1 pseudogene is annotated in these 308 nt (G+C 33.1%); it reads left to right on the top strand.

Annotated elements, in window-relative coordinates:
• Window positions 1–129, top strand: a pseudogene (locus HMPREF2837_RS11270) (IS110 family transposase); the annotation flags it as partial.
• Window positions 130–308: the final 179 nt, after the last annotated feature.

Below are 308 nucleotides of genomic sequence, written 5' to 3'. Positions count from 1 at the left end.
AAAAGACAATCGCAGATAACTTCAACTAAGCCACATACGATTGCCTCTATACATCGTCTCATTAGGACAATGTATTATCTTATAATGCATAATAAACTTTACGACTATACTTTAGCACAAAGTCATTAAAGTCGCCTATGCCCTATAATTCTAACACCTTGTTTCAAAAAATGCCAGATAAGGTGTCATTTTTCTATGCTCAAATGTCAGAAAAATGGCTCGAACTATCTCTCAAAAAATTCCCTTCATACATTTTCAGGAATAATGTTGAGTCAGAAACCGTATTATACTTGACAAATGGTAGAAAA

Source organism: Streptococcus sp. HMSC071D03 (genome assembly GCF_001812125.1).
GTDB lineage: Bacteria > Bacillota > Bacilli > Lactobacillales > Streptococcaceae > Streptococcus > Streptococcus pseudopneumoniae_N.
Note: the sequence above shows the minus strand (reverse complement) of the source record. Positions and strands in the feature narration are given on the sequence as shown.